At 72.9% G+C, this 25,924-nt stretch carries 22 protein-coding genes; 12 read left to right on the top strand and 10 right to left on the bottom strand.

Annotated features, from left to right (window positions below; all coding sequences use genetic code 11):
- The first annotated feature begins 2 nt into the window (after nt 1–2).
- The 4 genes from ACIPYQ_RS21930 to ACIPYQ_RS21915 are packed head-to-tail and all read left to right on the top strand — an operon-like array spanning nt 3 to nt 3,608.
- Nucleotides 3–1,109, top strand: coding sequence for a hypothetical protein (locus tag ACIPYQ_RS21930; protein WP_401253611.1), 1,107 nt, complete (start codon nt 3–5; stop codon nt 1,107–1,109).
- Nucleotides 1,106–1,915, top strand: coding sequence for a glycosyltransferase family 2 protein (locus ACIPYQ_RS21925; RefSeq protein ID WP_401253608.1), 810 nt, complete (start codon nt 1,106–1,108; stop codon nt 1,913–1,915). Before ACIPYQ_RS21930 ends, ACIPYQ_RS21925 begins: the two co-directional genes overlap by 4 nt.
- A gap of 41 nt (nt 1,916–1,956) precedes the next feature.
- Nucleotides 1,957–2,634, top strand: a complete 678-nt coding sequence (locus tag ACIPYQ_RS21920; protein ID WP_362238982.1) for a class I SAM-dependent methyltransferase — start codon at nt 1,957–1,959, stop codon at nt 2,632–2,634.
- On the top strand, nt 2,628–3,608 hold the full coding sequence (locus ACIPYQ_RS21915; RefSeq protein ID WP_401253605.1) for an SAM-dependent methyltransferase: 981 nt from the start codon (nt 2,628–2,630) through the stop codon (nt 3,606–3,608). The genes ACIPYQ_RS21920 and ACIPYQ_RS21915 overlap by 7 nt, the downstream gene beginning before the upstream one ends.
- 8 nt (nt 3,609–3,616) lie before the next feature.
- Here ACIPYQ_RS21915 and ACIPYQ_RS21910 read toward each other — a convergent pair whose 3' ends face one another.
- Nucleotides 3,617–4,600, bottom strand: a complete 984-nt coding sequence (locus tag ACIPYQ_RS21910; RefSeq protein ID WP_401253602.1) for a glycosyltransferase — start codon at nt 4,598–4,600, stop codon at nt 3,617–3,619.
- A complete protein-coding gene (locus ACIPYQ_RS21905) occupies nt 4,534–6,567 on the bottom strand; it encodes an O-antigen ligase family protein (protein ID WP_401253600.1) in 2,034 nt (677 codons plus the stop codon). Before ACIPYQ_RS21905 ends, ACIPYQ_RS21910 begins: the two co-directional genes overlap by 67 nt.
- A gap of 62 nt (nt 6,568–6,629) precedes the next feature.
- On the opposite strand from ACIPYQ_RS21905, the gene ACIPYQ_RS21900 reads away from it, so the two are divergent.
- Nucleotides 6,630–7,406 carry a hypothetical protein gene (locus tag ACIPYQ_RS21900; RefSeq protein WP_401253597.1) on the top strand — a complete coding sequence of 259 codons (777 nt, stop codon included), beginning with the start codon at nt 6,630–6,632 and terminating at the stop codon, nt 7,404–7,406.
- Here ACIPYQ_RS21900 and ACIPYQ_RS21895 read toward each other — a convergent pair.
- The 7 genes from ACIPYQ_RS21895 to ACIPYQ_RS21865 are packed head-to-tail and all read right to left on the bottom strand — an operon-like array spanning nt 7,325 to nt 16,949.
- Nucleotides 7,325–8,374 carry a glycosyltransferase gene (locus ACIPYQ_RS21895; protein ID WP_401253594.1) on the bottom strand — a complete coding sequence of 350 codons (1,050 nt, stop codon included), beginning with the start codon at nt 8,372–8,374 and terminating at the stop codon, nt 7,325–7,327. The genes ACIPYQ_RS21900 and ACIPYQ_RS21895 overlap by 82 nt on opposite strands.
- Entirely contained in the window at nt 8,371–11,676 is a 3,306-nt protein-coding gene (locus ACIPYQ_RS21890; protein ID WP_401253591.1) for a DUF4082 domain-containing protein, read from the bottom strand. The genes ACIPYQ_RS21895 and ACIPYQ_RS21890 overlap by 4 nt, the downstream gene beginning before the upstream one ends.
- 34 nt (nt 11,677–11,710) lie before the next feature.
- Nucleotides 11,711–12,826 (bottom strand): DegT/DnrJ/EryC1/StrS family aminotransferase, encoded by a 1,116-nt coding sequence (locus ACIPYQ_RS21885; RefSeq protein ID WP_401253588.1) that lies wholly within the window; start codon nt 12,824–12,826, stop codon nt 11,711–11,713.
- Nucleotides 12,823–13,590, bottom strand: coding sequence for a NeuD/PglB/VioB family sugar acetyltransferase (locus tag ACIPYQ_RS21880; protein WP_401253585.1), 768 nt, complete (start codon nt 13,588–13,590; stop codon nt 12,823–12,825). The genes ACIPYQ_RS21885 and ACIPYQ_RS21880 overlap by 4 nt, the downstream gene beginning before the upstream one ends.
- On the bottom strand, nt 13,587–14,744 hold the full coding sequence (locus ACIPYQ_RS21875; protein WP_401253582.1) for a DegT/DnrJ/EryC1/StrS family aminotransferase: 1,158 nt from the start codon (nt 14,742–14,744) through the stop codon (nt 13,587–13,589). Before ACIPYQ_RS21875 ends, ACIPYQ_RS21880 begins: the two co-directional genes overlap by 4 nt.
- A complete protein-coding gene (locus ACIPYQ_RS21870; protein WP_401253579.1) occupies nt 14,741–15,769 on the bottom strand; it encodes an NAD-dependent epimerase/dehydratase family protein in 1,029 nt (342 codons plus the stop codon). Before ACIPYQ_RS21870 ends, ACIPYQ_RS21875 begins: the two co-directional genes overlap by 4 nt.
- Nucleotides 15,770–15,824: 55 nt before the next feature.
- Complete coding sequence (locus ACIPYQ_RS21865) at nt 15,825–16,949, bottom strand: Gfo/Idh/MocA family protein (protein ID WP_401253576.1); 1,125 nt, start codon at nt 16,947–16,949, stop codon at nt 15,825–15,827.
- Nucleotides 16,950–17,320: 371 nt separating this feature from the next.
- On the opposite strand from ACIPYQ_RS21865, the gene ACIPYQ_RS21860 reads away from it, so the two are divergent.
- The 3 genes from ACIPYQ_RS21860 to ACIPYQ_RS21850 all read left to right on the top strand — a co-directional run bounded on the left by ACIPYQ_RS21860 (nt 17,321) and on the right by ACIPYQ_RS21850 (nt 20,689).
- Nucleotides 17,321–18,199 (top strand): glycosyltransferase, encoded by an 879-nt coding sequence (locus ACIPYQ_RS21860; protein WP_401253573.1) that lies wholly within the window; start codon nt 17,321–17,323, stop codon nt 18,197–18,199.
- 121 nt (nt 18,200–18,320) lie between these two features.
- Nucleotides 18,321–19,673, top strand: a complete 1,353-nt coding sequence (locus ACIPYQ_RS21855; RefSeq protein WP_401253570.1) for an MFS transporter — start codon at nt 18,321–18,323, stop codon at nt 19,671–19,673.
- The gene (locus ACIPYQ_RS21850) at nt 19,670–20,689 is read left to right on the top strand and encodes a TolB family protein (RefSeq protein ID WP_401253568.1); all 1,020 of its coding nucleotides are present in this window, start codon (nt 19,670–19,672) and stop codon (nt 20,687–20,689) included. The genes ACIPYQ_RS21855 and ACIPYQ_RS21850 overlap by 4 nt, the downstream gene beginning before the upstream one ends.
- Nucleotides 20,690–20,723: 34 nt before the next feature.
- Here ACIPYQ_RS21850 and ACIPYQ_RS21845 read toward each other — a convergent pair whose 3' ends face one another.
- Nucleotides 20,724–21,587: an alpha/beta fold hydrolase gene (locus ACIPYQ_RS21845; protein WP_401253565.1), complete on the bottom strand. Its 864-nt coding sequence runs from the start codon at nt 21,585–21,587 to the stop codon at nt 20,724–20,726.
- A 125-nt stretch (nt 21,588–21,712) separates the two neighbouring features.
- Between ACIPYQ_RS21845 and ACIPYQ_RS21840 the strand changes: the two genes are divergently transcribed.
- The 4 genes from ACIPYQ_RS21840 (at nt 21,713) to ACIPYQ_RS21825 (ending at nt 25,884) form a co-directional block, all read left to right on the top strand.
- Nucleotides 21,713–22,216 (top strand): hypothetical protein, encoded by a 504-nt coding sequence (locus ACIPYQ_RS21840; RefSeq protein ID WP_401253563.1) that lies wholly within the window; start codon nt 21,713–21,715, stop codon nt 22,214–22,216.
- A 105-nt stretch (nt 22,217–22,321) separates the two neighbouring features.
- A complete protein-coding gene (locus ACIPYQ_RS21835; protein WP_401253560.1) occupies nt 22,322–22,693 on the top strand; it encodes a hypothetical protein in 372 nt (123 codons plus the stop codon).
- Between the two features lie 185 nt (nt 22,694–22,878).
- Nucleotides 22,879–24,756, top strand: a complete 1,878-nt coding sequence (locus ACIPYQ_RS21830; RefSeq protein ID WP_401253557.1) for a hydrogenase maturation protein — start codon at nt 22,879–22,881, stop codon at nt 24,754–24,756.
- A gap of 72 nt (nt 24,757–24,828) precedes the next feature.
- Nucleotides 24,829–25,884 carry a hydrogenase expression protein HypE gene (locus ACIPYQ_RS21825; protein WP_361754406.1) on the top strand — a complete coding sequence of 352 codons (1,056 nt, stop codon included), beginning with the start codon at nt 24,829–24,831 and terminating at the stop codon, nt 25,882–25,884.
- The last annotated feature ends 40 nt before the right edge of the window (nt 25,885–25,924 follow it).

Genomic DNA, 25,924 nt, shown 5'->3' with positions numbered 1-25,924 from the left:
CGATGTCACGGCGCATCAGCCGGACCTCGCTCGCGGGACTGCTGCTCGCGGCCTTACTGGCGGTCCTGGGCGTGGCCTGCTCGGGACCGGACCGAACCGCCGCGTCGGACTGCCCGGACGACGCGCCGACCTGCCCCGCGAGCCGGTCCTCGGCGCCACCGGGCGCCGCTGCCCCGACCGCGGCCGGCCAGGCGAGCGGCAGCCCCGCCGCCTCTCCCTCCCCGACGGAGAAGCCCACCGCCACGGCGGGCGCCGGGAGTCCGTCCGGCACCCCCGCGGCCAAGACCGCCTGCGCCTCTCCCGGCGCCTGCGGGTTCCCCGACGCGAGCACCACCGGTCCGCGGATCCCCCTGGAGCCCCACAGGACCGGGTACATGGCCGTCCGTACCGACGGGCTCGTCATCCGGGGGTGGGACATCACCGGCTCCCTCGACATCTACGCGAACGACGTCACCGTCATCGACACGAAGATCACCTCGGACAACTGGTGGGGCATCAACCTGCGCCCCGGTTACAGCGGCCTGCGGGTCCTGCACTCCACCATCACGGCCGTGCCCGGCAAGGGCCCGGACAACGGCGGCGTGGACTACGCGGTGTCGAACATGGGCGGCAGCTCCGTCGAGGTCGGCTGGTGCGACGTGTCGGTGTTCGGCGACGCCCTGTCCATGGGGCAGGGCAACCTGCACGACAACTACGTGCACGACCTCGTCCCGTTCATCAACCTGGGCGGCGAGTGGCAGCACACCAACACGGTGATCAGCGGCGGCGGCAACACCGGGGAACTGATCATCCGCCACAACACCCTGCTGAACCCGACCAGCCTCACACAGGGCGCCTCGGGGAGCATCGGCCTGTTCGCGGACACCGGGGTGGTCCGCAACGTCACCGTCGACAACAACTGGATCGCCGGCGGCGCGTACGCCCTCTACGGCGGCAGCACCGGAGCCACCGGGATCAAGGTCACGGACAACGTCTTCTCGACGCAGTACCACCCCGCCTCCGGCGGCTACGGCGTGGTCGCCCACTGGAACCACGGCGGCGCCGGAAACGTGTGGCGGAACAACCGGATGTCCGACGGCCGCCCGATCGAGCCGGAGCCGGCCCCGTGAGCGGCGTCGTGCGCCGTTCCGCGCGGGCGCCCTGGACGCTGCTCAAGGCACTGTTCGGCTGGCTGGTGCTGTTCGAGGCCAGGAACAAGGTCGTACTGGCCCACACCGCGGTGCGGCTGCGCCGGATCGAGGACGCCGAGACCCGACGGCTGGCCGCGGTCCTGTCGTCGCCGCCCTCGGCGCTGGTCGCCACGGTCATCGCCACCCACCGGCGTCCCGAGGCGCTGCGCACCGCGGTGCGCTCGGCCCTCGGCCAGACCGTGCGCGACCACGTCGTGATCGTGGTCGACGACGGCGCCGGACTGCCGGAACTCCCGGACGATCCCCGCCTGTTCGCCGTCTCTCTGGCGCACAACACCGCCGTGGCGGGCGTCGTGCGCAACGTGGGCATCCGCCTCACCCGCTCGCGGTACGTGGCCTTCCTGGACGACGACAACGTGTGGGAACCCGACCACCTGGAACGGACGCTGGCGGTCCTGGAGTCCCCGGACGGCCCCGACGGCGTCTACACGGCACTGCGCCGCGTCCTGCCCGACGGAACCGAGCGGGACGTCCTGTCGGTGCCCTACGACCGGCGCAGGGCCGCCCGCGAGTCCTTCCTGGACACCAACGCCTTCGTCGCCCGCCGCACTCGCTCCCTCCACTTCAGCCGACTGCGCCGGACACCGGAGGTGCTGCCCCGCGAGGACTGGGAGCTGATCCGCCGGTACGCCCGTCGGCACCGGGTGCTCCACGTGCCGCACCCCACCGTCCGGTACCTGGTGAACCCGGAAAGCTTCTACACCCAATGGCGGCAGTCCAGTTGACCGTCGCCCCCTATCCACTCCGAACACAGGTGGTTGATCCGATGCCCCGATCCCGGGCCCTCAGGAACAAGTTCGTCGACGCGCCCGGCTCGCTGGGCGAACGCATGCGCGTCGCCCGCTGGGAGCGGCTGCGACGCTGCTTCCCCGGCATCGAGAACATGAGCGTCGTGGACCTGGGCGGGACGGCCGAGATGTGGCTGCGCGCACCCGTGCGCCCCAAGCACGTCCACCTGATCAACCTGGAGGAGCACCCCGCAGAACTGCCCGACTGGATCACCCCGGAGATCGCCGACGTCACCGACCCGGCCGTCGCCGCCGAACTGAGCGCCGAGGGCGGCTACGACCTGGTGTTCTCCAACTCGACCATCGAGCACGTGGGCGGCCACAGCCAGCGTCGGCTGTTCGTCGCCGCCGTCGAGTCGCTGGCCCCGCTGCACTGGATCCAGACGCCGTACCGCTACTTCCCCGTCGAGCCGCACTTCGTGGCGCCCGGCTTCCAGTTCCTGCCGCTCGCCGCCAGGGCCCGTCTCGTACGGCGCTGGCCGCTGGTCCACAGCCGCCCCGACAGCCCGGAGTCGGCGATGAACGCCGTGATCAACATCGAGCTGCTGACCCGTACCGAAATGCGCTACCTGTTCCCCGGCTCGGTGCTCCTCGACGAGCGGGTGCTGGGTGTGACGAAGTCGCTGACCGCCGTACGAACGGAGCGGGCATGCTGAACAACCGGATCAACCGGCACGATGCGGACCGGCTGCTGCGCAAGGTGCGCAAGCTGGACCTGGACCCGGTGCTGGCCAAACTGCGGGTGCGCGGCGGAGCGCGGGTGGTCCAGCACTGGTCCCAGGTCGACCCGTCGCTGACCGAGTGGTGGGCGATACCGGCGGTCATCAATCGGTGGAACCTGCTGATGACGGGCGACGCGGACACCTCCTTCCCCCAGTACGTGGCCGCCCGGCACTTCGCGCCGCGCACCGATCTGCAGGGCCTCTCGCTGGGGTGCGGCACCGGCGGAAACGAACTGCTCTGGGCGAAGACCGGCGCGTTCGGTCTCCTGGAGGGCGTGGACGTGGCGCAGCAGCGCATCGACTTCGCCACCCGCGCCGCCGCCGAGCACGGCCTCGCAGACGTCCTGCGCTTCCGGGTCACCGACGTCAACCGGATGGCCGCCGACGGGGAGCGCTTCGACGTACTGCTCGGCCTCCAGTCCCTGCACCACTTCGACCAGCTCGACGAGACCCTGCCGCGGCTGTCCCGACTGATCGAGCCCGACGGGACGTTCGTGGTGGACGAGTTCGTCGGACCCACCCGGTTCCAGTGGACCGATGGCCAGCTGGAGGCGGCGAACGCGCTGCTGGCCCGGCTCCCCGAGGAGCGCCGGCGCCTCGCCGACGGCCGGATCAAGCGCCGCGTCGTGCGTCCCAGCAGGCTGTCGATGGTGTTGGACGACCCCTCGGAGGCGGTGGACGCGGCGGCGCTGCTGCCGGGCCTGCGGCGCCATTTCGAGGTGATCGAGGAACGGCCCTACGGGGGCACGGTGCTGCACATCGCGTTCTCCGGGATCGCGCACAACTTCCGCGACCAGCAGCCGGAGACGCTGGAGCTGCTGGAGCAATGCTTCGCCGCGGAGGACGCGGCGCTCCCGGAGGTGGGGCACGACTTCGTCGCCATGGTCTGCCGCCCCCGCACCTCCTAGAGCGGCGGTCAGGGCCCCGGTGTCGTGCGCAGGGCGCCCGGCCGGACGAGTGCGGCCGCGGCCGCACGGCTGGCCGGGCGCCCGAGCGCGGCGCGCGAGGTCTCCCGGAGCAGGACGGCCGCGCGGAAGGCGGCCGTGGCCAGGGCGCCGTGCCGACGCCGGTACAGACGGACGCGGTTGAGGGAGAGCAGCGTCCAGAGCCGGGGAGAGACCCGGGAGTCGCCGCCGAGGTGCACGGCTTCGGCGGCCGGCTCGAGCCGCGTGAGGTGGCCCCGGTCCCGCGCGCGCAGGCAGTACTCGGTCTCCTCGGAGTAGAGGAAGAAGGACTCGTCCCACGGGCCGCAGGCGGCCAGGCAGTCCGCGGAGAGGGCCATCAGGGCTCCGGTCGCCCAGTCCGCGTACGTGGGCCGCTCGTAGGCTGCGGGGTCGGTGACCAGTTCGCTCAGGCCGGGGAAGCGCCCGGCCCGGCGGTTGCCGATGACGGCCTCGCCGAGGGCGCGGGGCACGCTCGACTCCCGGCGGAGCGACTGCACGAGGGTGCGGCCGTCCTCCTCGTACAGCAGCGGGACGCTGATCCCGACCCGGCCGCCGCCCGGCGCGGCGACGTCGAGCGCGTCCACGAGCACCTTCGCGCAGCCCCGCCGCATCCGGACGTCCGGATTGCACACCAGGGCCGCCCGGAAGCCGCCCTCCCACGCGGCGGCGGCGCCGAGAGCGGCGTTCACCCCGGCCGCGTACCCGGCATTGCGGCCGGTCTGGACGACCGTGGTGTCCGGGGCCAGGGAGCGGACCAGGCCCACGGTGGCGTCGGCCGAGTCGTTGTCGGCGACGACCAGACGCCAGTCGGTCCCGGCCATGCCCTCCGGCAGCGAGGCGAGGAACTCCGGCAGCACCGCCGCACTGTTCCAGGTGACGACGAGGACCGCTACCGGACCGGAACCGGAGCCGGCGCCGGGGAGGGACTCGGGGGAGGCTGGTCGGCGGGAAGACATGGGAACTCCACGGATCGGGGCTTCGGCGCCGTGCGCCGGATGAAGCCGAGGTAACTGCCTCCGGCGGCGATCGTCAGGAAGAACATCCCGGCGAACATCGGGAAGCTGAGTGCGTCGAAGGTGGCGCTGACGACCAGGGCCACCGCGGCGGAGGCGAAGAACGCCTGCCCGAGCTCCCGGTCGGACTCGCCGACGGCCAGCCGGCGGATCGCCCCGCCCTGGTGCATGCCGGTGAAGAGGAGGAACAGGAGCGCGAGCAGCCCCAGGAACCCCATCTCGGCGAGGGTCAGCATGTACTGGTTGTCGGTGAAGAAGTAGAGCTCGGGAATGAACGTGCCCAGACCCTGCCCGACCAGGGGGCGCTCGTCCAGGTAGGGGACGATCGCGCTGTACTTGACGGTACGGGCCTGGGTACTGCTGTCTGAGTTCGACAGGAAGGACGCGAACAGGCCGGTGATGGTGCCGATCAGCCCGGGGATGATCACCTTGAAGCAGGCCACCGCGCACACCAGCACGCCGATCGCGGTCCACCGCCGCTGCGGCTTCCAGCGCGGCACCATCACCAGGATCACGATCAGCGCCCCGATGATCGAGGTGCGCGAGACCGTCAGCGGCAGCGCCCCGCCCATCAGCGCCACCGGCGCCCAGCGGCGCCAGGCGCGCAGACGGCTCCGTACGGGATCGAAGGCCTGCTGCACGGCGAAGGGCAGCAGCAGCGCCAGCATCCCGCCGAACTCCAGCGGCTGCGCCGTCGTGGACCGGGGCCGGGTGAACGCCCCGCGGTCCAGGGTCGCGATCTGCGGGACGCTCGACTGCAGCCCGGGGATGCTGATGCTGTCGGCGATGTTCGTCGCGGTGAAGAAGTCGTAGAACCCGATGGCGGCCACGATCGTCCCCATCACCACGGCCCGGCGCATCAGTACGTCCAGGCGCGCGCGGTCCTGGATGCCGGCGGAGACCAGCACCACCAGCGACACCCACACCAGCAGGGCGATCAGGCCGCGGTCCGCACCGAGCAGCTCCTTGCGCACGCTCCCGCGGCCCGCGTTCGCGATGTAGGAGGCCAGCACCGACACGGCCAGCAGCCACATCGCCACCCGGGCCAGCCGGGTCCCGGGCGCCGGCCGGATCCGGCCGGTGAGCCAGGTCGCCAGGTACCAGAACAGGGCCAGCAGGGCGAACACGTTGGCCGGGGTGCCCACCCCGCCCATGCCCGGCAGCGTCAGGTTCGACGGAATGAAGAAGGCCAGCGCGAGATAGCCGGTGAGCAGCGCGGTGGCGTCCACATGACGGCCCCGGGACCTGCGCCGGCCGGCGAGTCCCCGCGCGGTGGCCTCGGCCGAGCTCTCGCGCCTGCGGCGGCGGACCGCCAGCAGGGCGTCCGCCACGAAGGACAGGGTGAACCCGCCGGTGACGCCGAGGATGAGGACCCCCAGCACCTGCTGGTAGCGGCTCTTGAGCTGTGCCACCGGGGTCTGCGGCAGCACCACCGGCGTGCTCTGCACGAAGTAGGCGGGCTGGACCTTGGCCGCCGCCTGGAGCGCGTTGAGCTGCTCACCGGCGAAGTCCGTCAGCGTGCTCGTCTCCTCCAGCACCTTCTCGCGGTCCGTGCCCGTGACCGTCAGCGTCAGCAGCGGGCCCGAGGTGTTCGCGGCGAACCCGACGGTGTACGGATCCGTCACCCCCAGGCTGTGCAGTTCGCGGGCGGCGTCGGCCCCGGACAGCGTCCTGATCAGCACGTCCGCCGTCACGACCAGGGTGCCGCCCGCGTTGGATATGGGATTGCCGAAGGAGGGCGGCAGCTGGGAGGCGGCGTTGGAGTCGAGCAGGGCCACCGAGCTCTGCGACTGGTACGCCACCGGCACCGACCGGTACAGGTGCAGCGCCGCCAGCAGGCTGAGCAGGATCGCCGGCACGATCACGTACCAGCGCCGGCGCAGCACCGCGACCATTTCCCGAATGCTCACGAACACCCCTGCCGCGTAACGGATTTGATGGCGAACCTACCCGGGTCCTGCAAAGATCGGACATGAAGGAAAGGATCCCCGTGTCGCCTGGTGAGTTGGTCCGTGCGCTGCGTCGGCGCTGGTACGTCCTGGTCGTGGCGATGCTGCTCGCGGCCGCCGGAGCGGCGACGGTGCTGCGGCCCGAACCGGTCCATCTCAGCTCCGCGATCGTGGTGCTCAAGCCGCCGGTGACCGGCAGGCAGCCCAACCAGCTCGCGAACCTCCAGCCGCCGCTCGCCGCCGTCTCCTACGCGGTGGTGCAGCAGCTCGGCTCGCCCGCGGGAGCGGCCGAGCTCAAGGCCGCGGGAGTCACCGGCACCTACCGGATGACACCGCGCAACAGCGGTACGAGCGTCAGCCCGCGCCACCTGATCCCCTCGCTCCAGATCCAGGTGGAGCACTCCGACCCCGCCGCGGCCGACGCCTCCGTACGGAAGATCATCGAGGTCTACACCCGGCACCTCGCCGAACTCCAGACGCAGCAGGGCATCCCGGACGCCGCCCGGATGAGCGTGGACCTGCTGGTGCAGCCGCACGCCTTCGCGCGGACCGGCGACCGGGTGCGCGGCCTGGCCGGAGTGGCCCTGCTGGCCGCGGTCGGCGGGGTGGCGGCGGCCCTGTGGACCGACCGGCTCCTGACACGCCGGAACCGGCGCCGGCGCGAGAGCGCCGACGCCGGTCCGCAGGACCCGCCGGTGGAACCGGTGGAGACGGGGCATCAGATCCCTCGGCGCTTCCAGGACCGCCACCACAGCCACTCGCGCCCCCGGTCGGCGACGGCCGACAGCACCAGCGGCTGAAGGTAGGGCATCACGCGCGGACCGACCCGCCGGCGCCTGCGCAGGGCCCGGTACTCGGCCAGCGACGTGTAGCCGCCGGGCAGGCACTCGGCGGCGAACTCCACGAGCTCGTCGACCGGTACCACCGCCGTGCGTCCCCGGTCGTACGCACGGTAGGCGCGCCGCAGCGCGTACCGGGCGAGCCGGGTGCGCGCCGCCACCGCCAGCCGGTCGGCACCCGGCAGCAGACCGCCGCACTTGTCGAGCACCGAGTCGAAGGCGACCAGGCGCTGGCGCAGGTCGTCGAGCTGCCCACCGAAGTCCGTGGTGGACATGTTGTTGCCGTGGACCCGGTAGAAGGCCTGGTCGGCCCCCTGGACGTAGCCCACGTCCGCGTGGGCCGCGAGCCGCATCCACATCTCGATGTCACCGGCGTGCGGCAGCTCGGGATCGTAGCCGCCGACCTTGCGCTGGAGGCTGGTGCGGACGACCACCTCGGGTGAGGTGATGCATCCGGTGCCCTCACGGAACCGCCGCTCCAGCCACCACTGCCCGGGGTAGACGACCGACCCCGTGCTGTGGGTACGGGCCGCGGGCAGCGGGCCGCCGTGCTGGAAGCGCAGCGGCCGGCCGTAGGCGAAGCCGGCCTCCGGATGCGCGTCGAGCAGGGCGGCGGCACGCACCAGCGCCCCGGGGACCAGCCGGTCGTCGGCCGAGAGCAGGGCGACGTAGTCCCCGTCGGCCCACTCCAGCAGGCCCTCGTTGTAGGTGGCGATGTGACCCCGGTTCTGCTCGTGGACCCGCACCTCGATCCGCGGGTCGGCGGCCGCCAGGGCGCGCGCGACCTCCGCCGAGTCGTCGGGGGAGGCGTCGTCGATGATCAGCACCCGGACGTCGACGCCCTCCTGCTCGTCCAGGACGCTCTTGACGCAGTCGGCCAGGAAATGGCCGTACTTGTAGCAGGGGATCACCACGCTGACCGTGCTCACTGGCCGGCCACCTCCGTGGAACCGTCCGACTGGATGCCGTTCGGCAGGGTGGTGGTGAAGATCGGCCCGACCCAGTAGTTCACCGAGCCGAAGGTGTTCGTGGGGAACGTGGTGGTCGCGCCGTACTTGTAGAGGCCGTTGGCGCCGCCCGATCCGTCGGCCGGTGCGACCAGGGGATAGGAGCGGTGCGCCCCGGCGAAGTAGCCGCCGTCCACGGAGTAGTTGCCGTGCGGCGCGTGGTACGAGGCCACGTACGAGGTGCCGGCGGTGACGGGCACCGAGGTGGCGAACTTGAGCTGCTGCCAGCCGGACAGGGTCTCGCTGCCGAAGGTTCCGGTGGCGAGCAGGGTGCCGTCGGCGGCCCAGAGACTGCCGGTGTGGGTACCGGTGTTGCCGGCGCCCTTGTAGAAGGTGACACCGGTGATGTAGCCGTTCACCGCCGACTGGAAGCGGGTGCCCAGCTCCACGGAGTTGGTGTCGTCCACCACGTTCGCGGTGGTCGGCGTGGCGGTGTTCGGCCAGAGGCCGCAAGGGCAGTTCACGGTGGGCGGGTTGGGACTTGTGGTGAAGTTCCACGTGACCGGTGCGGCCATCGCGTTGCCCCACAGGTCGCTCGCCTGGACCGAGAGGGTGTAGGTCGAGTTCAGCGCGAGTTCGCTGGAAGGCGTGAAGGTCGCGCTGTTGGCCGCCCCCATCACCTTCGTACCCGGGATGGCGGCTCCCCCGGAGTCCTTCAGGGTGAACACCAGGGTGTCGGAGTCGATGGCCGTGGAGAAGGTCGCCGACGCCGATGCCGTGATCTGCGTGCCGGTCGCCGCCGACTGCGGCGAGGTGGAGGTGACGGTGGGCGGTGTGGTGCTCGCGGCCGAGGTGTCCAGGACCGCGTCGACCCAGTAGTTGCTGCCGCTCGCGGCCGTGTTCGGGAAGCCGCCCGTCGGGCTGTAGCGGTAGACGCCGTTGCCGCCGTCGGTCCCGCTCTTGAGCGCGGTGAGCGGGGCGAGCCCCGCGGGGCCGGAGGCGAAGGTGTTGTCGAAGGAGTACCCGCCGTGCGGGGCGAAGTAGGAGGCGATGTACGTGGTGTTCGCCTTGACGGGCACCGGAGTGGCGAAGTTCAGCTGCTGCCAGCCCGAGGCCGTCTCGTTGGTGAACGTGCCCGTGGCCAGGCGCTGACCGCTGGAGCTCCACAGGCTGCCGGTGTGCGTGCCCGTGTTCGCCGGGGACTTGTAGAAGCGGACGCCGGTGATCGAACCGGCCGCCGTGGTGCGGATCTTCACGCCGAGCTCCACCGCGCTGCCGTCACCCGCGTTGACGGTCCCCGGTACCGCGGCCGCGGGCCAGACGGTGCAGGGGCACTGCTGGGGGCCGACGGTCAGCGGCACCGTGGTGACGGCGCCGATGTTGACGCTGTCGTCCACCGCGCGGACCTTGACCTGCACGGAGCCGGGAGCGGTCGGCGTCCAGGTGTAGCTCCAGGAGCCGACGCCGGTGGTCGCCTTCCAGGTGGTTCCGCCGTCCGTGGAGACCTCCACGCGGGCCACCACGCCGCCACCGCTGTCGGCCGCCGTGCCGGTGACGGTCACGGGCCGCAGGGCCGGCACGGTGGCGCCGGACGCGGGGCTCGTCACGCTGACGGTCGGCCCGGTGGCGTCGGTGGACGCGGTGGCCGGGACCAGGTTGCCCTGCAGGCTCTTGGGCTGCACCCCCATGTCCGCGAAGACGTTGACGGTGGCCTGCTGCATCCGCTTGTCCTCGGTGACCACCGCGTCGTCCGGATTGCCCGTCGGCATGTTGGTCAGGCCCCACGACCACTGCACGGTGCCCGTGCCGAAGACCAGTGCGTGCGAGGTCTGGTCGCGGAAGGCGACCAGGCTGTGCGTCGCGGTGCCGTTCCCGTAGGTGTTGCCGTAGTCCAGCCGGTACTTGCCGTCCTCGATGTCCACGGTGGTGGAGGACATCTTGATCTGCCCCGGCGGCCGCGCCGCGTCCTCGATGTCGGAGTCCCACTCGTAGCCGAGCGTTCCGGTCGGGAAGGTCGCGGTCTGCGAGGGGGTCAGGTTCGCGACGGTGGTGTTGCGCCACAGCCGCATCTTGGCGAAGGTGCCCGGCACGGTGATCGCGTCCGCCCGGTAGCCGTTCACCGTGAACAGGGTTCCGGTCAGCTGGTTCTGGGGCTGGTACGGACGCCCGTTGGTGGCGCTGGCCGGGTCCATGAAGGTGCCCGTCCAGGTGCCGCTCGGGTCGGGAACGCCGTTGGGCACCGGGAAGGACAGCTTGGTCTCCTTGTAGCAGACCAGGGTCCGGTTGGCGGTGTTGGCGCCGTCGATGCTCGGCGCCAGCCGGGTCTTCCAGAAGATCTCGTTCCCGGCGAAGTACGTCTGGTGCTGACCGGCGCGCCGGGCGTTCAGGGCGTTGCTGAACTGCTCCTGCGTCCAGTACTCGTCGTGCCCCGAGGACATGAACACCTTGTGGTTCTGCATCAGGGAGCCGCCGCGCACCGACATGTCGATCCCGGACATGTAGCTGACGTCGTAGCCGTTGCGCTCCAGCCACGAGATCATCTGGTACTCGGATCCGTAGATCCCGTTCTCCCCGCCGATGTCCAGCGGCCGGTTGTAACTCACCTCGTACGCCCGCCCGTCCGGTGCGGGACCGGCGCCGTCGTAGAGGTCCTGGCCGCCGTAGTTGTTGTACGCCTGCCAGGTCTGGTCGCTCGTCTGGACCAGGATGTCGGAGTGGCTGGAGTCGTTGCGGACGACGAACGGGTACGGCATCAGGCCGTTGCCGTCCGCCTGGTCGAAGTTGGCGATGTACAGGCCGGAGACCGCGTCGGACGGCACGCTCCACGTGGCCGTCACGGGCCAGTTGCCGCAGTCGACCAGACCGGTCGAGGCCTTGGTCGTGCAGTTCTTCGGATTCCCGCCCTGGGCGAAGTTGGCCGGGTAGGTCTGGGCGGCCTGGGCCTCCGTCGACAGCATCCGGGCGCCGTTGCCCCCGTAGTGGCCCAGCCGGTAGACCGAGACGCGGTAGGGGGAGGGGGACTGGACCTTGAACTGGACGGTGTCGCCGGCCTGGACGCTCGTCTGGGCGCTGAAGCCCTTGATGTCGCCCCAGGCGCTGGGCGCGAACCAGTCCGACATCGGTGTGCCCGGCTTGGAGTTCTCGCAGACCACGGCGTTCGACGTCGGACCGCAGGGGTCGGCGGCACCGGCCACCGAGGCCGGTGAGAGAACCGTGGCCACCAGGGCGGCGACCACGGTGAAAAGACCGTACCGAAACCGGAGCAGCCTTCTCCGCTTGTTCATCTGTACCTCATTTGTTGGCGTGAACCGGGAGGTGTCAGCGCAGTGCGTCGCTGAGCGTGTCCACGACCCGCTGCTGCTGGGCGGCGGTGATCTGCGGGAAGAGGGGGAGGGAGAGCATCCGGTCCGCGGCGTCCTCGGCGCGCGGGAAGGCGCCGCGGCCGTGCCCGAGGTGGGCGAAGGCCGGGGTGAGGTGGACCGGGGCCGGATAGTGCACGCCCGCTCCGATGCCCTCCGCGTTGAGCTTGCCGACGACGGCGTCGCGGTCCGCTCCGGCGACCCGTACGACGTACAGGTGCCACACGTGGACGTTGCCCTTCGCCGTGACCGGCAGGGTGACCCGGCCGGCCGCCGCGAGCCCGCCGAGCAGGCCGTCGTAGCGGGCGGCCGCGGCCCGGCGGGCCGCGTTCCCCTCCGCGAGCCGGGCCAGCTTCGCCCGCAGGACCACGGCCTGCAGTCCGTCCAGCCGGCTGTTGAAACCGGCCACGTCGTGCCGGTACTTGGCGACGCCGCCGTGGTTGGCCAGGGCCCGGACCAGGTCCGTGCTCTCCTCGTCGTCGGTCACCACCGCGCCCGCGTCGCCGTACGCGCCGAGGTTCTTGCCCGGGTAGAAGCTGGTCGCGGCGATCCCGCCGCTGCCGGGGGAGCGGCCGTCGCGGGTCGCGCCCTGGCTCTGGGCGGCGTCCTCGACGATCCGTACGTGCGCCGGCAGCTGCGCGGTCAGCTCCGCGGTGGCGGCGCACTGCCCGTACAGGTGGACCGGGACCACCGCGCGGGTGGCCTTGCCGACCGCGTCCAGCGCGGCCCGCGGGTCCATCAGCAGCGTGTCGGGGAGGCAGTCGACCAGCACCGGCCGGGCGCCGATCCGGGCGACGGCGCCCGCGGTGGCGATGAAGGTGTTGGCGGGCAGCACCACCTCGTCGCCCACCCCGACCCCACTGGCCCGCAGCGCCAGTTCGAGGGCGTCGGTTCCGTTGGCGACGCCCACGCAGTGACCGACCCCGGCGAAGTCGGCGTACTCGCGCTCGAACGCGCGGACCTCCTCACCGCCGATGAAGGCGGTGTTCTCGAGGACACGGTCGAATCCGGCCCGTAATTCCCCGGCGACCTCGGCGTGCGCCGCCTTCAGGTCCACGAGCGGTATCTGGTTCATGCGACTGGGCTCTCCATCCGTGTCCCCGGCCACCGGCCGGTCATCTCCCCATCGGTCCGCAGCTCGTCGAGCGCCGGAGCGTCCGCCGCGCGCAGCCGGCGGGCCGGGCTCCCGGCCCACACCTCGCCGGGCGGCACATCGGCCAGGACCGTGCTTCCCATACCGGTCAGCGACCAGGCGCCGACCGTCGTGTACTCGCGGACCAGCGAGCCCGCGCCCACATAGGCCCCCCGCCCCAGCCGCACCCCGCCGCCGAGGCGCACCCCCGAGGCGAGCGTGGCGAAGTCCCCGACCGCGTCGTCGTGGGTGAGGACCACCTGGGGCATCACCGCCACGTGCGAGCCCACCCGGACGGCGGCGGTCAGCACGCACTGCGCCAGCAGCACCGAGCCCGCGCCGAGCATCGAGGACGCCGACACCACCGCCGTGGGGTGGACCACGGTCGCGTAGCGGTTCACGGGCAGCCCCAGGCGCCGCACCACGCGGGCGCGCACGGCGTAGTCGCGCGGGCTGCCCACGCAGACCACCACCCGGGCGGCCCACAGCTCGTGCACCCGCTCGCTGCCGCCCAGCACCGGCACCCCGTCGACGTCCCGGCCCTCCAGGGCCGGATCGTCGTCGAGGTGCCCGATGAGCCGCCACCGCGGCGCAAGGCCCCGTGCCACGTCGGCGGCGGCCACGTCCCGGACCGCCTGGGCGGTCTCCCGGGCGAACCCGCCCGCGCCGACGATCAGCAGGTCCTCGGTGCCCCGCGGCCCGTTCATCCGCCGGCCTGTTCGCGCAGCACCGCCACCACCCGGTCCTGCTGGTCGTCCGTCATCGTGTGGAACAGCGGCAGGATCAGCGAATCCCGGCTGATCCGCTCCGTGACCGGCAGCGGCGCCGCGCCGTGGCCCGCGTACGCCGGCTCCAGGTGCGAGGCCATGATCCCGCGCCGGGCCGAGATCCCCGCCTCGGAGAGCACCGCGAGCAGCTCGTCCCGGCCGACCGGGAAGTCCTCGGCCAGCAGCACCCAGTACGACTGGAAGTTGCCCTCGCCGTGACCGGGGTCCCGGACCGGGGTGAGACCCGGCACGCCGCGCAGCAGCTGCGCGTACCGGGCGGCCAGCGACCGGCGCCGGGCCACGATCTCGTCCAGCTTGCCGAGCTGCACCAGGCCGACCGCGGCCTGGATGTCGGTCATCCGGTAGTTGTAGCCGACCTCCAGGTAGCTCTCGACGATCGGCTTGCTGCTCGCGTGGCGCTGTGCGGCGGACACGTTCATCCCGTGCTCGCGCAGCCGCCGCAGCCGCTCCGCCCACTGCGCGTCGTCCGTGGTCAGCATGCCGCCCTCGCCGGTGGTGATCACCTTGCGGGGGTGGAAGGACCAGGCGGCGAGCAGCGCACCGTGGCCGACGGACTTGCCGCCGACCGTGGCGCCGATGCCGCAGGCGGCGTCCTCCACCAGGGCGACGTCCCAGTCGGCGCACGCCGCGCGCAGCGCGTGCACGTCGGCGGGCACCCCGCCCTGGTGGACGGCGAGCACCGCCTTCGTCCGGGAGGTGCGGACCGCGTCCACGGTGGCCGGGGTGAGGTTGCCGGTGGCCTCCTCGACGTCCGCGAACACCGGTCGCGCGCCCACGTAGCGGACCGCGTTGGCCGTGGCGATGAAGGACAGGGAGGGGACGATCACCTCGTCGTCCGGGCCCAGGTCCAGCGCGATGAGGGCCAGGTGCAGGGCGGTGGTGCACGAACTCACCGCGATGCCGTGCCCGGCGCCCACCCGCTCGGCGAAGGCCCGCTCGAACGCGGCGACCCGCGGGCCCTGCGCCACCCAGCCGGAGAGCACCGCGTCGGCGGCGGCCTTCGCCTCCTCCTCGCCCAGCCACGGCACCATGACCGGGACGCGGGCGGGCGGTACGGGATCCTGCGCGCTCATCGGCCGGCCTCCCCGGCCGCGGTGTCCGCCGCTGCCGCCGCGGCTGCCGACGCGGCGTCGGCGGCGCGCTCGGCCCGCCACCAGTCCACCAGGTCCCGCAGCCCGCTGCGCAGGTCGATCCCGGCGGTGAAGCCGAGCCGCTCCGCGGCCCGTGCGGTGTCCGCGAGCCGGCGGGTCACGCCGTTCACGGCGCGGGCCGGGCCGTGCTCCGGCGCCAGGCCGTCCGCGCCCATCGCCTCCAGCAGGCCGTTCGCCAGCTCCAGCAGGCTGGTCTCGGTCCCGCTCGCGATGTTGAACACCTCGTCGGTCAGGTCCGATTCGGCGGCCAGCAGGTTGGCGCGCGCGATGTCCCGCACGTCGACGAAGTCCATCGTCTGGAGGCCGTCTCCGAGGATCAGCGGCGGCTCGCCCGAGGCGATGCGCTCCATCCAGCGGATCAGCACCTCGGTGTAGAGCCCGTGGATGTCCATCCGCGGCCCGTACACGTTGAAGTAGCGCAGGGCGACGTAGTCCAGCCCGTACATGGAGTGGAAGCTGCGCAGCATTCCCTCGTTGAAGGCCTTCGCGGCGCCGTAGAAGGTGTCGTTGTTGTACGGGTGGTGGCGCTCGGTCGTCGGGAACTGCTCGGCCAGTCCGTAGACCGAGGCCGAGGACGAGGCGATCACCTTGCCCACGCCGGCCGCGGCCGCCGACTCCAGCACGTTGAACGTGCCGTCCACCATCACCTCGTTCGCCAGCCGCGGCTCCTCCGCGCACTGGGTGATCCGGATGGCCGCCAGGTGGAACACCAGCTCGGCGCCCTCCGTCGCCTTGCGCACCGCGGCCAGGTCGCGGATGTCCCCCTCGACGACCTCCACCACGCCGCTCGGCAGGGCGCGGGCCAGGTTGGCGGTCCGCCCCCGCACGAAGTTGTCGAGCACCACGACCTCGCGCGCCCCGTTGTCCACCAGCAGGTCCACCAGGTGCGAGCCGATGGTGCCCGCTCCGCCGGTGACCAGAATCCTCTTGCCTCGTACGCTGCTCAACGCCCTGCCCCCACTGAGTCGTTCATCGTCTTTCGTGTCACGGATCCGCGAACGGTCAGCGGCCGGTGCGCAGTCCGACGACCGCGCCCTTGAACTCCAGGCTCCGGGAGGCCGCTTCCAGGATGTCCAGCACCTTCAGGCCGGCCCGTCCGTCGGTCAGCGGCGGCCGGCCCGTCCTGATGGCGTCGGCGAACTCCTCGACCATGCTGCGCAGTGCTTCCTTCTCGCCGATCGCGGGCGCCACCATGTCGCCGCTCCGGTAGGAGACGAGCATGTCGCGGCGCTCGTCGGCGCCGATCTCCTGCGGGGTGCTCAGCTCCACGCCCCGGTCGAACACCGAGACGCGCTGGGTGGGGTTGAGGTCGTCCCAGACCAGGGTGCGCTTGGAGCCGCCGACCATGGTGGTGCGCACCTTCGTCGGGGAGAGCCAGTTGACGTGCACGTGCGCGATGGCGCCGGTGCTCAGCTGGAGGGTCAGGTAGGCCACGCAGGACTGGCCGGCCCCGATCGGATCGGCGCCGGTCGTGGCGACGGCCACCGGCTGCACGTGGTCGGGGAGGATGAAGTCGAGGACCGACAGGTCGTGGGGGGCCAGGTCCCACAGGACGTCGATGTCCTTCTGGACGAGCCCCAGGTTGATCCGTACCGAGTCGACGAAGTGGATCTCGCCGAGTTCGCCGGAGCGGACCATCTCCCGGATGCGGCGCACCGCCGGGGTGTAGCAGTAGGTGTGGTCGCACATCAGGGTGAGACCGCGCTTCTCCGCCTCCGCGACCAGCCGCATCCCGTCCTCGTACGTGGCGGCGAGCGGCTTCTCCACGAGGACGTGCTTGCCGGCCCGCAGGGCGGCCAGCGCGACGTCCAGGTGCGTGCCGGCCGGGGTGGCCACGGCGACCGCCTGGACGGACGGGTCGGCGAGGACCGCCGCGTAGTCCGAGGTCGGCTGCACCGTGGAGTACCTGCCGAGCGCCTGGCGGGCCCGGTCGATGTCCAGGTCGCAGAGCCACCGCAGCCGGAACTGCGGGCTGGACTGGAAGTTGCGGACGAGATTGGGGCCCCAGTAGCCCGCTCCGACCACGGCGATGCCTAAGGGAGCCGCGGACCCCCGGCCGGAGATTCCGGCGCCCTGCCCGACGGTGCGGTCGGCGCTCTGCGCGCCGTCCTTGGAGGTGTCCTTCACAGCGTTCCCTTCCTTCCGCGCACGCCGACTGGCGTGTCGACAACCCATGGCCGGGACGCGTGTGGTGGAGGAGGAACGCCGTCGCCGAGGGGCACGCCGGACGCCTGCGCGTCCCGTGCGTGACCTGCTCAACGGTGATGGCCCCCCACAACCGATGTTCTGCGTGAATCGCGTATGCCGCCCCCCGGCCCGACCGCCTGTTCCCCACAAGCAGCCGAACCCGTACCACCCTTGCCGGTTCCGGATCGTGCCGGCCGCGCCGAAGCGCGCCGAATCCGCTCGGCGCCGCTCAATCTAGTCCACCGGGCGTACCCCCGGGCAGAGTTGGCGGAATCGCCTGGCGCGGGTGTTCGACCGTGCATACTGCCCGGGTGACCAGCATCGTGATCCCGGCCCACAACGAGGGCCGGGTCATCGGCCGGCTCCTCGACGCGCTCCTGGCCGACGCCGACGGCAACACCGGCACACCGGCGGACGGACCCGACATCGTCGTGGTGTGCAACGGCTGTACGGACGACACCGCCCGGGTGGCGGGCGCGCGCGGCTCCCGCGTACGGGTGGTGGAGATACCGACTCCCTCCAAACACACGGCACTCCGGGTCGGGGACGAGCACGCGCGGGGCTTCCCCCGCCTCTACGTGGACGCCGACGTCGTCGTCGGGGCCGCCGACGTACGGGCCCTGACGGGCGCCCTCGCCGGAAGTCCGGGCCTGCTCGCCGCCGCCCCCGGCCGTGACATCCCGCTGGCCGGCTGCGCCTGGCCGGTCCGCGCGTACTACCGCGTGTGGCAGCTGCTCCCGGCCGTCCGCGAGGGGCTGTTCGGGCGGGGGGTCATCGCGGTGACCGAGCCGGGGCACGCGCGGATCGCCGCGCTGCCCCCGCTGATGGCCGACGACCTGGCCGCGTCCCTCGCCTTCGGGCCGGAGGAGCGGCGCGTCGTCGAGGCGGCCCGGGTCGTCGTGCACCCGCCGCGCACCTGGTCCGACCTCGTGCGGCGGCGGATCCGCGCGGCGACCTCCTCCGCCGAGTTCGAGCGCTTCCAGGCCTCGCAACGGGCCGGTGCGGCCGCGCCGTCCGCCCGTACGGGCACGGCCGACCTGCGCGTCCTGCTGCGGGCCCAGCCGCGGCTGCTCCCCGGCGTGGTGGTCTTCGTCCTGGCGGCGCTCGCCGCCCGCAGGGGGTCCCGCAAGGCCATCCGGAACCAGGACTTCTCCACCTGGCTGCGGGACGAGAGCAGCCGGCAGGGCTGAGCGCCGGCACCGGGGCGTGCGGCCGAATCGGGCCGTACGCCCCACCGTTGGCCCGTACAACCACTAGGGTTTCACTCGCACGTTCGAGGACTCAGACCGTCGGCACCGGGAGCTCCAGCGCATGTACCTCGCGGACCGCTCCGCGCCCTCGCCCGCGGACACGGGGACCCCGCCGGACCGGGGATCCTTACGGACCCCCGCCGTCACCTCCGCCGTCCTGGCCCTGGGCACGGTCAGCCTGATCACCGACGTCTCCTCCGAGATGGTCACCGCGGTCCTGCCCCTGTACCTGATCGCCGGACTGGGCCTGAGCCCGCTCGGTTTCGGCGCCCTCGACGGCCTCTACAACGGAGTCAGCGCCCTGGTGCAGCTGACCGGCGGCCATCTCGCCGACCGGGTCCGCAACCACAAGCTGATCGCCGGCATCGGCTACGGACTGTCGGCCCTGTGCAAGCCGCTGCTGCTGTTCGCCCACAGCCTCGGCCCGATCAGCGTGATCCTCGCGCTGGAACGCACCGGCAAGGGCCTGCGCACCGCGCCGCGCGACGCCATGATCTCCCTCTCGACACCGGCCGGGTTACAAGGCCGCGCCTTCGGCGTGCACCGGGCCATGGACACCACCGGGGCGCTGCTCGGCCCGCTCGCCGCGTTCCTCGTGCTGAGCATGGCGGTCGACGGGTACGACGCCGTCTTCGGCGTCAGCGCGTGCGTGGCGGTGCTCGGCGTCGTGGTCCTCGTGCTGTTCGTCCCGTCCGGCGGGGCCGCGGCGGTCCCGCCCCGGCCGGCCGACGGCGGCGGCGCGGCCCGCCCGGACCCCGTACGGCTGCGCGACGCGATGGCCCTGCTGCGGCTGCCCCGGCTGCGCGCCTTGGCGCTCTGCGCCGTCCTGCTGGGCCTCACCACGGTCAGCGACGCCTTCGTCTACCTGCTGCTGCAGCGCCGCACCGGCATCGGCGAGCAGTGGTTCCCGCTCCTGCCGCTGGGCACCGCCGCCGTGTTCCTGCTGCTGGCCGTCCCTGCCGGGGCCCTCGCCGACCGGATCGGCCGGCGCACCGTGTTCCTCACCGGGCACGCCCTCCTGCTGGCCGGCTACGGGCTGCTGCTGTGGGCCCCCGACTGGCCGCCGCTGCCCTACCTCGTCCTCGCACTGCACGGCATGTTCTACGCCGCCACCGACGGCGTGCTCCCCGCCGCCGTGGCCGCCACCGTCCCCGGCGGGCTGCGCGCCACCGGCCTCGCCCTGGTCGGCACCGGCCAGGCACTGGCCCGCTTCGGCTGCTCGCTGGCCTTCGGCGCGGCGTGGAGCCTCTGGGGCACCGGCCCGGCCCTCGCCGCCGCCGCGGCCGGACTGCTGTGCTGCGCGGCCGTCGCCGGCCTCGTCCTGCGCCCGGCCGCCCCCGAAGACGGCCCCGTCCTCCCCGACTCCGACTCCGACTCTGACCTCGACCCGAAGCCCGTGAGGCCCCCCGTATGACGCTGTCGTTCTCACGCCGCCTGCTCGTCCTCGCCGTGGCGGTGCTGCTGCTCGGAGGCCTCGCCACCGCGCTGGTGGTGCGCGCCGCCGACCGCGCCGACCGGCCCCGTACGGGCGGCCCGGAGATCGCCGCGGGCGGCGTCACCCTCACCCGGCAGGGGGAACTGGCCTTCCTCAACAGCGGACAGGGCCCCCACCGCGGCACGCTCGCCTCGGTCCCGGCCGACGCGCCCCAGTCCGCGCGCACCGCCTCCGACCTCGACTGCCAGCGCTTCCACGCGGCCGCCGGCACCGGCGTGTGCCTGCGCTCCTCGCCGGGCGCGCTCGCCCAGGACAACAAGGCCCTGATCGTCGACGCCGACCTGCGCACGGTGCGCAGCCTCCCCCTGGCGGGCACCCCCAGCCGTGCCCGCGTCTCGCCCAGCGGCCGGTTCGCCGCCTGGACCGTCTTCGTCTCCGGCGAGTCCTACGGCTCCGCGTTCTTCTCCACGCGCACCGCGATCCTGGACACCCGCACGGGGAAGCTCGAATCCAGCCTGGAGGAGTTCGCCATCTCCATGGACGGCCGGGACTACCGCGCCCAGGACGTGAACTTCTGGGGCGTCACCTTCTCCAAGGACGACGACACCTTCTACGCCACGCTCGCCACCGCCGGCCAGACCCATCTGGTCAGGGGATCGATCTCCCGGCGTACCGTCACCACCCTCGCGCAGAACGTCGAATGCCCGTCCCTGTCGCCGGACGAGACCCGCATCGCGTACAAGAAGCGGGTGCGGGCCGGAGCCTCGCTGTGGCGCGAACACGTCATGGACCTGGGTACGCTCCGCGAGCACGCGCTCGCCGAGAAGCGCAGCGTGGACGACCAGGCCGCCTGGCTCGACGACCGGACCCTGGCCTACGCCCTGCCCACCGACGGGGCCGCCGACAGCACCGACCTGTGGACCGTGCCCGCCGACGGCACCGGCGCCCCCCGGCTGCTGACCCCCGGCGCCTCCTCTCCGTCCCGTCTGGGCTGACGGGCCGGCGCGCGGGCCCGTCGCCGCAGGCCGGTCAGACCTGGTCCACGAAGGTCCGCACCCGGTCGACGAGCGAGGCGTGGTCGCGGATCCACCCGTAGTGCCGGCTGCCCGGCACCCCCTCGCCGAGGACCAGCTCCCAGTGCGTCACCCGCGCGCTCGTGAGCTTGTCGCTGAGTCCCCGCACCCCTGCGGGCGGGGCCATGGCGTCGCCCTTGACGGTCACCGCGAGCACCGGCAGGTCCAGCCCGGCCAGTGAGGGCTCGAAGTCCACGGGGGAGGACGGCACGCGGTAGCGGCCCGTCCGGACCTGGGTGGCCATGTCCCGCAGGACCTGGGCGGAGTCGTTGCCCAGTACGCCGATGCGCCGCCCGGGGAAGTACCCGTACGCCGAGGAGAACGCGGCGGCGAGCCGGAATCCCGCCAGCATCCCGAGGCTCTGCGGGAAAGGCCAGCCGCGGTAGTGGCAGGAAGGGGCGCCCACCAGGACCGCGCCCGCGGCCATGTGCGGCTCCTGGCTGAGGTAGAGCGCGCCGAGCTGACCGCCGAGGCTGTGCCCCAGGAGGAAGCGCGGAGCCCCGGGGAAGGCGGCCGCGACCGCCCGGAACAGCGCCGGGTAGTCGTAGCTCACCATCTCGTGGTAGCCGTAGCGCACCCCGCGCCGCACGTGTACGGAGCTCGTGCCCTGCCCCCGCAGTTCGCCGAGGACCACCTGGAACCCGGCCCGGACGAGGGCCTCCGCCAGGGGCGTGTAGGAGACGGCCCTGGTGCCCATGGCGGGCATGCACACCAGCACGGGGGCCGACGGATCCTCCGGCCTTCGGTGGAACCGGACATGGACCGTGGCGCCGTCCTCGGCGCGCACGGTCCGCGTGGTCACTTCGGTGGACGGATTCACGGGCCTCCCTCGCTCGTGGCCATCCTGCGTGGCCCGCGGTCCACGTTCAACAGCCGGATCCCGCCCGGTCCGTCGGGGCGGGTGCGCATGGCGACCGCACGACCGGACGTGTGATGATCCCTGCCGTGAACGGCATCGCATTCCTCGCCTCCTTCCTCAGGACCGGACGCCTGCACGGGCTCGGCATCGGCTCCACCCTCGACGAGGCCGGCCGGGCCGTCCGCCACCGCTTCGTCGACGTCGTGGACGAGGGCGGCGAGTCGCTGCGCCGCGATCACGGATTCGTCGAGTTCTCCTTCAACCCCGGCGACGAGTGGGTGATGTCCGGCGCGTCCATCGAGCTGCACCGGCTCGCGTCCGGCCACGACATGGCCCGGGAATGGGCCCGGATCATGGAGGTCGACTTCCCCCGCCACGTCGCCTGGGAAGCCGTGCGGGAGGAGCTCGAGCGCGTCCCCGGAGCCCCGGAACTCACGGTCAGCGCCCAGGGCGGATTCCTCGAGTACCGGGCGGAGGCGTCCCACGTCTCCGTGCTCGTCGTGGACGACGAGGAGGAGGAGCGGGGCTGCCACACGGGGCACGGGGACGTGTGGAGCGTCAGCCTGTGGGCGCCCGTACGGGCGAGGTGACGGCCCGGAGCCGGTGGCGGCCCCGGACCCCCGCCGGCGTGGGCCGGTCGGGTGCTTGAGCGGGCCGGTCCGATTGGGTGCGGCCTGAGCGGGCACCTGCACACCATGGCCCTCGAACATCCCTCGGAAAAGGGTGACCACGGGCGGCTCGGCCGCTTCGAGAAGCTGGCGGAGCTGGCTTCGAACTTCACCAGCTCCCCTGCCTTCTCCCTGTTCTGCGTCCTGCTGGTCGCGGGCTTCGTCGCGGTCCACCTGGCTCACCTGGACGTCAGCTGGCAGCACCTCCTCGGCGACGCGATGGGCGCGGTCGCCCTGCTGCTCCTGGCCCTGCTGAAGAACTCCGAACGCCGGGCCGAGCACGCGATCCAGGTCAAGCTCGACGCCATCGCCGCCGCCCTCCTGGAGCAGTACCAGGGCGAGCCGGGCCCCGCGCACCGGGACCTGGCCAAGGCCATCGGGATCGAGGACGTCGAGTAGCGGACCCGCCCTTGGGCCGAGCGGACCCCGTAAGGGGCGCTTTCGAGTGACGACCCGCGCGGCCTCGGCCGCGGGCGCCCCGATCTCCCCGACCATCTCAGGCGGCCGGTCATGTTCCGGACACGCACGGCCGGTCGGGCCGGGCACCGCCGTACCGCGGCTCCGGGCCGCCGCTGGGAGATCACTTGTACGTCCTGCTCGTCGCGAGCGCGTTCAACAGCCTCACGCAGCGAGTCCACGCCGAGCTGCGCGACCACGGCCACCACGTCGCCGTCGAACTCGCCCTGCCCGGCACCTCCCTGGCCGAGGCCGTACGCGGGCACCGGCCCGACCTCGTGGTCGCGCCGATGCTGACCACGGCCGTCCCCGAGGAGGTGTGGTCCGCCCACACCTGCCTGATCGTCCACCCGGGACCGGTCGGCGACCGCGGCCCCTCCTCCCTCGACCACGCGATCCGGGACCGGGAGACCCGATGGGGGGTCACGGTCCTGCAGGCCAACGCGGAGATGGACGCCGGCGACGTGTGGGCGAGCGCCGACTGCCCGGTGCCGCCGGTCGGCAAGAGCGACCTCTACCGCGGCGAGATCGCCGACGCGGCCCTGGAGGCCGTCCTCCTCGCGGTGGAACGCTTCGCCTCCGCCACCTATGTCCCGCGGCCGCAGACCGGCGGCCGGGCCCGGCCGCTCCTGCGCCAGGAGGAGCGCCGGATCGACTGGGAGGCGGACGGCACCGAGCAGGTCCTGCGCGCGCTGCGCGCCGCCGACTCGCAGCCCGGCGTACGGGACGACCTGCTCGGCGGCGAGTGGTTCCTGCACGGCGGGCACCGAGAGGAACAGCTGCGCGGCCGCCCCGGCGCACTGCTGGCCACCCGGGCCGGCGCGGTCTGCCGGGCCACCGCCGACGGCGCCGTCTGGATCCCGGAACTGCGCGCCCGCCGCCTGCCGGGCCGGCCGGCCGAACCCAAACTGCCCGCGACGGTGGCCCTGGCGGACCGGCTGCCCCCGCTGCCCGAGGTGCCCGCGCCCCCGGACGCCGGCCCGCACCGCCGCACCTGGTCCGACATCGGCTACCACGAGGAGGGCCAGGCCGGCTTCCTGACGTTCTCCTTCCCCGGCGGCGCCATGAGCACCGCCCACTGCCGGCGCCTGCTGGACGCGTACCGGACCGCCTGCACCCGCCCCACCTCCGTGCTGGTCCTGGGCGGCGGCCGCGACTTCTTCTCCAACGGCATCCACCTGGGCGTCATCGAGGCCGCCGCCGACCCGGCCGAGGAGTCCTGGGCCAACATCAACGCCATGGACGACCTCGTCGAGGCGGTGCTGACCACCACCGACCGGCTCGTGGTCAGCGCGCTGGGCGGCAACGCCGCCGCCGGCGGGGCCGTGCTCGCCCTCGCGGCCGACGAGGTCTGGTGCCGCTCGGGCGTCGTCCTGAACCCGCACTACCGCCTGATGGGGCTGTACGGCTCCGAATACTGGACCTACACCCTGCCGCGCCGCGTCGGCCCCGCCCTCGCGGAGCGCCTCACCGCCGAGGCCCTGCCGCTGAGCGCCGCCGCCGCGCAGCGGCTGGGCCTGGTCGACCGTACGGTGCCCTGCGCGCCCCAGGAGTTCACGGGCGAGACGGAACGCCTCGCGGCCCGCCTCGCCGCCCTGCCCGCCACCGCGGCCCGGATCGCCGCCAAGAAGGCGGCCCGCGAGCGCGACGAGGCGGTCCGGCCGCTGGCCGCCCACCGCGAGGCCGAGCTGGCCCGGATGCGGCGGACCTTCTTCGACCCGGAGGCCCCCTACCACGCCCTGCGCCGCGCCTTCGTACGCAAGGAGCGCGCGGTCGCCACCCCGCCCCACCTCACCCGTGCCACGACGGACCGGGCCCCCGCGGCCGCCTCCGCGGCCGCCCTCGCGCCGCAGGCCGCCCGGCAGGCCGCGCCCCGGGCCGTCCCGCAGGCCGCCGCCCCGGCCGTCACCGCGCCGCCGGCCGCCGCGCCCCGCTCGGCCGTCCGGCCGCGCGGTGTCACTGGACTGGCCGCACCTGACGCGGCGCCCGGCCCGGCCTGCTGTTAGCAAGAAGGGTGAGGACGAGACAGGCCGCCTCTCCGCACCCCCTTCCCGACCCCCTCCCCGAGGAGGCATCCCATGGCCGCAGTGACGAAGGACCCGGTCGAAGACCCGCCGATCCACATCCTCTGGATCAACGCGGGCCTGAGCTGCGACGGCGACTCCGTGTCCTTGACGGCCGCGATGCAGCCGAGCATCGAGGAGATCGTGACCGGCGTGCTGCCCGGTCTGCCCAAGATCGCCGTGCACTGGCCGCTGATCGACTTCGAATGCGGACCGGTCGGCGGCGCCGACACGTTCATCGAGTGGTTCTTCAAGGGCGAGCGGGGCGAGATCGACCCGTTCGTCCTGGTCGTCGAGGGGTCGATCCCCAACGAGAAGATCAAGCCCGAGGGCTACTGGTGCGGCTTCGGCGACGATCCGGAGACCGGGCAGCCCATTACCACCAGCGAGTGGATCGACCGGCTGGCCCCCAAGGCCCTCGCGGTCGTCGCCATCGGCACCTGCGCCACGTACGGCGGCATCCACGCCATGGAGGGCAATCCGACGGGCGCCATGGGCGTGCCCGACTACCTGGGCTGGGACTGGACCTCGAAGGCCGGCATCCCGATCGTGTGCGTGCCGGGCTGCCCGATCCAGCCGGACAACTTCTCGGAGACCCTGACCTACCTCCTGTACCAGGCGGCCGGTTCCGCCCCGATGATCCCCCTCGACGACAAGCTGCGCCCCACCTGGCTGTTCGGCGCCACCGTCCACGAGGGCTGCGACCGCGCCGGCTACTACGAGCAGGGCCAGTTCGCGCAGACCTACGACTCGCCCAAGTGCCTGGTCAAGCTCGGCTGCTGGGGTCCCGTCGTCAAGTGCAACGTCCCCAAGCGCGGCTGGATGAACGGCATCGGCGGCTGCCCCAACGTCGGCGGCATCTGCATCGCCTGCACGATGCCCGGCTTCCCCGACAAGTTCATGCCGTTCATGGACGAGCCCCCCGGCGCCAGGGTGTCTGTGACGGCCAGCGGCGCGTACGGCGCCCTGATCCGCAAGCTCCGGTCGGTCACCGCCCACACCGTGGACGAGGAGCCGAAATGGCGGCACGGCGGCCGCAGCCTGACCACGGGCTACCGCCCGCCCTGGTGACGGCCCCCGGAAACACACCCCAACTCCCGCTCCCCGCACC

The organism is Streptomyces sp. NPDC090045, from assembly GCF_044747975.1.
GTDB lineage: Bacteria > Actinomycetota > Actinomycetes > Streptomycetales > Streptomycetaceae > Streptomyces.
The sequence above is the reverse complement of the archived record's forward strand: the minus strand, read 5'-3'. Positions and strand labels throughout refer to the sequence as shown.

Coding starts and splice junctions, on each gene's coding strand:
- ACIPYQ_RS21930 (WP_401253611.1), top strand. CDS start 3: ATGTCACGGCGCATCAGCCGGACCTCGCTCGCGGGACTGCTGCTCGCG.
- ACIPYQ_RS21920 (WP_362238982.1), top strand. CDS start 1,957: ATGCCCCGATCCCGGGCCCTCAGGAACAAGTTCGTCGACGCGCCCGGC.
- ACIPYQ_RS21915 (WP_401253605.1), top strand. CDS start 2,628: ATGCTGAACAACCGGATCAACCGGCACGATGCGGACCGGCTGCTGCGC.
- ACIPYQ_RS21910 (WP_401253602.1), bottom strand. CDS start 4,600: ATGTCTTCCCGCCGACCAGCCTCCCCCGAGTCCCTCCCCGGCGCCGGC.
- ACIPYQ_RS21900 (WP_401253597.1), top strand. CDS start 6,630: ATGAAGGAAAGGATCCCCGTGTCGCCTGGTGAGTTGGTCCGTGCGCTG.
- ACIPYQ_RS21890 (WP_401253591.1), bottom strand. CDS start 11,676: ATGAACAAGCGGAGAAGGCTGCTCCGGTTTCGGTACGGTCTTTTCACC.
- ACIPYQ_RS21885 (WP_401253588.1), bottom strand. CDS start 12,826: ATGAACCAGATACCGCTCGTGGACCTGAAGGCGGCGCACGCCGAGGTC.
- ACIPYQ_RS21880 (WP_401253585.1), bottom strand. CDS start 13,590: ATGAACGGGCCGCGGGGCACCGAGGACCTGCTGATCGTCGGCGCGGGC.
- ACIPYQ_RS21875 (WP_401253582.1), bottom strand. CDS start 14,744: ATGAGCGCGCAGGATCCCGTACCGCCCGCCCGCGTCCCGGTCATGGTG.
- ACIPYQ_RS21855 (WP_401253570.1), top strand. CDS start 18,321: ATGTACCTCGCGGACCGCTCCGCGCCCTCGCCCGCGGACACGGGGACC.
- ACIPYQ_RS21850 (WP_401253568.1), top strand. CDS start 19,670: ATGACGCTGTCGTTCTCACGCCGCCTGCTCGTCCTCGCCGTGGCGGTG.
- ACIPYQ_RS21835 (WP_401253560.1), top strand. CDS start 22,322: ATGGCCCTCGAACATCCCTCGGAAAAGGGTGACCACGGGCGGCTCGGC.
- ACIPYQ_RS21825 (WP_361754406.1), top strand. CDS start 24,829: ATGGCCGCAGTGACGAAGGACCCGGTCGAAGACCCGCCGATCCACATC.